General features: G+C 29.4%; 4 protein-coding genes. All 4 read right to left on the bottom strand.

All coding sequences use genetic code 11. From position 1 onward, the window contains the following. Positions 1 to 324: 324 nt before the first annotated feature. Positions 325 to 606 carry a hypothetical protein gene (locus tag K1X16_RS17375; RefSeq protein ID WP_225037346.1) on the bottom strand — a complete coding sequence of 94 codons (282 nt, stop codon included), beginning with the start codon at positions 604 to 606 and terminating at the stop codon, positions 325 to 327. Next, entirely contained in the window at positions 603 to 4,985 is a 4,383-nt protein-coding gene (locus tag K1X16_RS17370; RefSeq protein WP_225037345.1) for an AAA domain-containing protein, read from the bottom strand. Before K1X16_RS17370 ends, K1X16_RS17375 begins: the two co-directional genes overlap by 4 nt. Positions 4,986 to 5,343: 358 nt before the next feature. Continuing rightward, positions 5,344 to 6,084 carry a hypothetical protein gene (locus tag K1X16_RS17365; protein WP_225037344.1) on the bottom strand — a complete coding sequence of 247 codons (741 nt, stop codon included), beginning with the start codon at positions 6,082 to 6,084 and terminating at the stop codon, positions 5,344 to 5,346. Positions 6,085 to 6,784: 700 nt separating this feature from the next. Continuing rightward, complete coding sequence (locus tag K1X16_RS17360; RefSeq protein ID WP_225037343.1) at positions 6,785 to 7,342, bottom strand: hypothetical protein; 558 nt, start codon at positions 7,340 to 7,342, stop codon at positions 6,785 to 6,787. Between the last annotated feature and the right edge of the window lie 782 nt (positions 7,343 to 8,124).

Genomic DNA, 8,124 nt, shown 5'->3' with positions numbered 1-8,124 from the left:
AGTAGAAATAAAAAACTCTTGGATTAAGAAAGCTGTTAGCAAAACGTGACTGCTTGCTGCTAACGTGTTTGTGTATGGTTAGTTGCGTGGTTAAGCAACTAAGTTAGCAAACTTTTACGAACCTGTGAATATTCCGCAGGAATATTCGCAAGTATGGAAGAACCTAGCAATTAATTATACACGGTGTTGTAAGTAGTGCTTTTCACGTTTTGCTTGGTTTTCCAATTTTTCTTATTTAGTTCAAATGTTAGCGTTGGCAAGACATACTCTTTTGCAATTTTGGACTTTAGTGTTGGCTGTAGCGAATTGCAAATGTGTATGGCTTTAAGCGTTGGACTTATAAATTTTCATTTTTTTCTTAATTTGTTTTTTATCCACATCTTTTAAGGTTAAGCCAACATAATCACCGTGGTTTGCTACCTTTCTTTTTTTATTAAATGATTCAATTCCTATTATTTTTGACTCGAACTCCGGTAAAAATTCTGGGTCTATTATTATCGATTCATCAATTGCTATTCCATCACATTGTATTTGTCCTAATACAACTGTACCTTTTCCTGTTATAGAAAAGACATCTTCTATATTCATTATAATTTCGTTACTCATTTTTTTATTTCTAATATTCTAACGTACTTATCTAATCCACCAATTTTCACAGTATCTCCAACAGATTTTCCGTTTAAAGCAACTCCTAATGGTGTTTTTATATTTATTTTTTGAATTCCATTTGATTTTTCAAGTTTAGACACAACTTGGTCCACTAAATGAACTTTTAAATCTTTATCAATATTCAAATATTTTACTTTGACTTTACTATTAACGGTAATGGTTTCTTTAAATAATGTCGTTTGAACATCTTTTTTTTTACTAACAGCTTCAATGGTTTCTTTTAAATCCTTCTTAAGGTTTGGTGAAACTTTAGAAAGCTCATTTTCAATAATGGTAATATTATCTGTAAATGCTAGACTTGTTTTTGATTTGTCTTCAAAAATTGATGGACTACTGTTTTCGATACTTTTTATAAATTCAACTAGTTTCTTTGTTTCCTTTTTTGGATTTCTCCACCAGTTTGTACTCCATATTCTATGAAATACAAAACCGTGTCCTTCAAGAATCTTTTGTCTGTGACTATCGTGCAAATATGCTTCTTGACTTGAATGATAAGCTGCACCATCACATTCTATTGCAATTTTTGGAAGTCCAATATGCTTTGTGTCGTAAACCATATCAATTCTAAATCCTGCAAATTGAAGTTGAGGAATTATATTTTTTTCGTCAAAATGTTCGGTTAGAGCTTCATAAACTTCTTCCTCGAATGGTGATTCAAGGTCTTCATTTAAGTTGTCAATTGTAGTGCTTTTTGTAGAATTTTCTGCAAGTGTATTTAAGACAGAAATTCTTGCTTCATTATCTTGTTCACTAACAGCTTTTGAATATGCTAAATAGGCATATAAAGCTCCTCTTCTGTTGTTTGAACCTTCATTTATTAAATGTTCTTTGTAATTTAAAAATACGTCTTCAGGGATTGAAGTACATACATATACTTTGTATTTTGCTCTTGTAACAATAACATTTAAAAGTTTGTATCCTTTTTGATGATTTATTGAGCCAAATCTTTGTGCAAATTTTCCTTCTTTATTAATTCCATAAGTAGTTGATAGAATAATTACATCTCTTTCGTCTCCTTGAATATTTTCTAAATTTTTGACAAAAAATCCGTTTTCTTCTAGTTCAACTATTTTGTCATTAAAGTTTCTATATTTTTCAAATTTTCTTCTTTCATTAATCTTTCCTAAAATTAGGTTTCTTTGATTGATGTTAAAAGTTGCTACTCCAACTGTTGGGTATTCTCCGTTTGGTAGTCTTGAAATATTGTTATCAATAATAGACAGAATTGTTTCAGCTTCTGCGTCATTTGAAGTGTCGGAATATGTGCCATTTACCGGAACATAATTAATTGGAATGTAATCAAAACTGTTTGGTAGAGGTTTTAATCTTTGATTATAAAAGGCATAATTTGAATAATCAATTAGGTAAGGATGTCTTGAACGATAATGAAAGTCTAAATGTTTTTTCTCAAAACCTAATTCTGATGCAAAATCAAGAAGTGATTCACAATCAGAAAGTGAATTGCTTATATCGTTTTTAATTTTATCTATTTCGTCTTCAAATTCATCTTCATCATCAATCAAACCGTCAAATACTTTGCTGAAATAATTTGAAGGTGGCATTTGGTGTTCATCTCCAGCAATGATAATTTGTTTCCCTTTTAAAAGTGCAGGTAAATTATCTTCTAATTTTAATTGACTTGCTTCGTCAAACATAACAATATCAAAATATTGATTTTTGCCTTTAAACAGATTACTTGCTACGTCTGGTGTTGTTAGAATTATGGGAAAAAAGGTTGTGAATAAATCCATATCCAACTTTACAATTTCTCGCAATGATAATCGTTTATGTCTTTTACCTGCTCTTTTATTGTATAGATTTTCGACAGCTAAATTTGGATTCTTATTGTCAAAATCTCTGGTTGCATCTATTTGTTTTGAGAACCAGTATTCTTTAATGTATTTAATCTGTTCCTTTTCAAGTTCAGACAAAGATTTTCCTAATTCAATATGGTCGTTGTCATTTGTTGGTAAATCTGTGTTCGCAGAATTTACAAGCATAGAATTAAGATAGAATATTAAAAATGTTTTTCTCCAATTTGTTTTTTCCCTTAATTGGTCAATGATTAGTTTATTATTTGTTGATAATGAATTGTAAAATTGAAACCACTTAAACTCAATAGAAAAAAGGTCATTTTCATTTGCGAAAAATTGTTCTTTTGAATCTAATATAGTCTGAATTTGAGAACTTAAAACGTTGTGAGAATCTCCATTTAGTTCTTTGTTTGTCCAATTTTGTTCTTCTATTTTAGCTTTTAAATTACTGAAATTTGTTTTTATTGTTTGTAGTAGTTTTGTGTCAAATTCCTTTTCAGTTGATTTAATTAAATTTAAGGATTTGTATTCATTTTCTATCTTTTCTTTAAATTCTTTATCAATTCTCTCAATAATTAACTTGTAATCTTTAATAGTATCTTGATTCTCTTTAATTGATTTAGAGAAATCTATACTATCAAAGTCCTTACTTTGATTAATTTTAGAGGAATATTCTTGAAAAAGTGTATTTATTGTTTGTTGGTCAGTAAGTATAGTTTTCTTTTCTTTTGAAAAGATTGAAATAGTTTTAAATAAAAATCCATTTGTTTTTTCTTCATCAAAAAAATCGTTGTTTACTTCGTATTTTGTTAGGATGTTTTGAATAGAATTTTCAATATCAGTAATTAAGTTTTTTTGCAAATTAAATTGCTCATTTCTAATTTTATAATATTCTACTTCATAGCTTGAAATGTCATCTAATATGATTTTTAACTCTTTTTTATAGATTGTAAAATCTTCTTCAATCTGTTGTTCTATAATAAATGGATTGTCTCCAACTAATTTTACAGCGTTAATAAAAGAAAGGTTTGAATGAGGTCTAAACTCGTCATATAAATTCTGTCCTTTTCTTATTAGTTCTAACAATTGATTTAGTTCAGATGATTCATAACTGAATTTGTCTTTTGCTATATCAAGATTATATTCTTCGGAATTGTCTTTTAATTCAGATAAAAGTGAACCAACAACGTGAGTCCAATTTTTATTTCCGACTAAATTTGTTCCTAATTTTTTGTGTTTCTTATTTATTGAATCAATTAGGTTCTTTGACTTTTCTATTATATTGTCTAAAGTTTCTTTGGAATGAGTATATCTATATCTACGATATGAGGAATTATCGACTCTGTCTCTTACAGAATCAACTGCAACTCTTCTGTCTTTAACAATGTCTTTAAGCAAAACGCATTGATAATTAAGACCTTTTTCATTTAGTGCATTGTGTAGCACTTCTAAAGCTGTTCGTTTTTCACAAACAACAATTGTTTTTTTCTGATTTTCTAAAGCATTTACTAAAATAGCTGTAAGCGATTGACTTTTTCCTGTTCCTGGTGGTCCTTGAATCAAGATATTTCTAGATGCCTTCAAAGAATGTAAAATTCCTTGTTGTGATGGGTCAGTTTCAACTGATGATATTGGTTGAAAAGTGTGTTGTTCCATATCTTCAAGGTCAATTGTAGCACCTTTTAACTCTAATAAATTGCCATAATCGCGAATAATATTTTGCTTCTGAACTTCGAAAATTGAAAAAAGTCCACCAAAATCTATAAATGAATTATTAGATGTTAATGGTAGCTTTTCGTAATGTTTTTTGTCTGGAATAGATTTTATTTGTTTCAGCTTTTTCTCAAATGTTTCACGAAGGTCATTTGGAATAGAACTGTTTATTGATTCTATGATATTTACACAAATATCTAAAAGTTCACTTTTATCAATTAAACCGTCATCTAAAAAATCTGTTGAAATTTGGTTAATCTCAATTTTGGAATCATTTTGTAAATGATTTATTAAAACCTCATTGATATAAATTGGGTCATCTTCTGTTCTTAGTATTTCCCAAGTATTAAATTCTTTTGTTCTTCTAATTTTTAATGACCAAATTAAAATAGGGGCAACAGTTAATTTGTTATCTGATTGGTCGCGTCTTACAAGTATTGGAAAACCAAAACCAAATGTATTGATTCCTTTTTCTGATTCTATTGCATCAGTTTGATTGATAAGATTTTCAAAAGACTTTGTGATTTTTACCAATTGTGTTTGGTCATCTTCAAAAAGTGAATTCAAATCGGGTACATTATCTTTCCAGCTAATTTTAAATTTTAAAGGTAATTCGGTTAATAATGCATTAATAAAATTTGCAGGAAGGTTTTCATCAATATGAGATAATCGTGTTAGGTCAAACTTGTACCTTGAACGAGCTGGAATTGCATTTAAATGTACTCCTCTTCGGCTACCAACTTTTAGTCGGTTTTGTAATTCAATCAGTAGCTTTTCGGTTATCTCCATATTTTTTTTGGTTGATTTTCAGATGTTCAAAATACGTACTTTTTTTTTAATTCAGATTACGGTTTTCCTCACTTGGTTGTGCGTTGGCAGAAAACAGCTCTTTTGGTTTTTTCAGAGTTGGCTTATGTTTCGGCAAAAAACCAAATGTGCTGTTTGTGCGGTTGGCTTTTCTAATTCAAATGTTCAATTTTAGCACAATTTCCGCATTACTTACAACGTGTTTGTGTATGGTTAGTTGCGTGGTTTAACGAGTAAGTTAGCAAATAAAAACCGAATAGAAAATACGTGAGTATTTTCGTAAGTAGGCACGAACCAAGCAATTAATTATACACGGTGTTGTAAAACGTTTTTTATTCAATTATAATTTATACTGTATCAAAAATATTTCTTCTTTTTCTGAATTTAGTTTTAAGTCAACACTAAACGCATTGTTTTGTAATTCACGAATCATTGCTCCAGAAACATGTAAAATTTCTATTCCGCTTTTTGTCTTGTTAATTCTAAATCCATAAGGGTTAAATTCTATTACTTTTCCAAATTTGGGATTCATATTCTCCAAATTAGTAATTATCTCTTCTTTATCGAATTCTACAAATTCGTTATTTAGCATAGATTTTAATGTTTGGAAATCATTAGAGTTAATCAATTCGACAACTTTATTAACAGTTTTCATTCGACTATGCACAGTTCCTAACTGTTTAGTAGAATATTCAAATGTTTTTTCAGTTCCATCAACAAAGGTAATTACTGAATGAATTTCATCATAGTTTTGTATTTCTTCTTTCAAGTTTCTGTAAAAAAGATACGCAATATTTGAAGCTGGCATTTCCATTTTATCGGCAAGTTTTTCAATTGCATCACTTTGGCTAATTTTTAGTTTAAAGTATTTTTTACTTCCATCTTTAGTCGATGCAGAAGCACCTATTGAATACTCAACTTGTCCACCATAAAAACCAAGAATTTCATCTACTCCAGCATTTTCATTGTCTGTTATATTTATAAAATTCGATAGTAGTCCTGTCTTTTGTTCTCCTTCACGTTTATTTCCGCAAGAGGTTATTAAAAATGTACAAATTAATAGGCTTAAAATTCTGTTCATAGATTTTTTTAATGTTTTACAACGGTCTCGTATATGATTTGTAGCGTGTTTTAAGCGAGTAAGTTAGCAAATAATTATCGAAATAGAAAAACCGTGAGGTTTTTCGTAAGTAGGCTAGAAGCAGCTATAAATTATATACATTGTTGGCAAATCGTTTTTTATTATTCAGCCATTATATTATCACGTTATGTTTCCGCAGGCTTTTGTTTGTCAAAATTTATACTTTACTTAAAAATCAAAAAAAAATCTCCGAATTATAATTCCGCCTTTTCGCAAAGAAAATCATTTATTTTATTCAACCGAAATTTTGGGAAATCACAGTCGATTCGTTTAAACAACTAAAATTGGATTGATAACATTGCGAACAGTTCAGCCGTACGATTTGACATTCCGCTTATCAGCCAAAAGTTGAGGATTACGATAATATTGATGCAATGATCAGAAGTTGGGCAAGCCAATTTTCGTGCGTAATATTCCGTAAGAGTATAAAAATCGACCGTAATACTTTTTAAGATTCGGCTTTAAATTCCAGAGTAATTATTTAATGACAGAACTTAGTGAAAGCCTTTAAATTGTTGACACTCACAAAATGTTTGCCAACGTGTTTGTGTATGATTAGTTGCGTGGTTTGGTAGCTAATTTAGCAAACTTTTACGGACCTGTGAATATTCCGCAGGAATATTCGCAAGTAGGCAAGAACCTAGCAATTAATTATACACGGTGTTGTGGTGCGTTTTGTTTTCCAATTTTTATATTCTGTTATAATTTCAATATTTTGATTTCCGTGAATTTTCTCCCTATAGTCAAAATTCATTTTATAACTAATTTTATATTTTCTTAATACTGAATCAATTTTATTCTTCTTAAATTTTACAGCTTTAAGTTTTGTTCGAAATCTGTTTAGTTTGAAATAAGCACTTATTAAAATTGTGATTCCAACTCCAATCGCACTTGCTCTAAATCTCCAAGAGTACAATTCTGTTTGACTGATATTAGCGTAATATTTATTTCCAATTATGAGTAAAAATCCGATAATAATTAGAATGTAAAATGTCAGATATTCCTTGTTTTTGGTTTTTTTTATTTTATCCAGTTCAAAGTTTATATTTTCTAATTTTTGTTGAAATTTTTTATCCAAAAGAATATCAGGGCAAACTTCTTTAAAATCAGGTTTTTTATTTGTTATACCGCAAGTCAATCCATTCTTTAAATCTCTTTGTGGATATTCGCATAAATCACAATGTTTTGCTTGAATCATTCTATTTCCTAAGTTATAATTTTAATAAATAGGCTGTTTTTCGTACAGCTGAGATATGCACCACAACGGTGTACGTATATGAAAAGTAGCGTCTAAATGATCAACTGCTTTTCGGATTTAAATATCTTCTATAAAGAAACAAAAAAAATAGATCTTATCAATGGCTAAGCTATTTTTTATATGCGCTGTTGTGTTTAGTATTTTTATTTTTTTGTCAGTTATGATATTCCAGTTTCAATATACGATTTAGCTTTTTAAGCTACTATAAGTTCCTGAAATACGTAGTATTGACGACGCTACATAACCTGTCCAGCCACCAAACATTGTTTTGTTTTAAAATTGGTTATATACCGATATATGGCTTGTTTTAAAATAAAATCTTTCTTCGAATCCTTGTTAATTAAATTTCTAAAAATTATGAGTTACTGAAAAAAAAACCATCATAACACGCTATAAGTCAGGTTGTTGAATGTGTTAAATAATGTAATAAACTTGACTTTCTCAATTTTTTTCAATAACTTCAGACAAACTGTTTAACGTTTTCAAACGTTCTGAGAGCGCGCTCTCAACGATTTCAATCGAACAGTTTGGCGCTTTTAAAATCTTCCTTCGTCGATTTTTAAATCACATAATTTTTAGAAACTTAAACGACCTCGAAGAAAGCTACAATGTTTGGTGGGTGACCGAAAGTCGGCAATATTAATCACAACGTGTTTGTGTATGATTAGTTGCGTGGTTTGGTAGCTAATTTAGCAAACTTTTACGGACCTGAGAATATTCCG

This window comes from Winogradskyella sp. SM1960 (genome assembly GCF_020179375.1).
GTDB classification, from domain to species: Bacteria; Bacteroidota; Bacteroidia; order Flavobacteriales; family Flavobacteriaceae; genus Winogradskyella; species Winogradskyella marina.
This window is presented reverse-complemented; position numbering and strand designations above follow the sequence as displayed.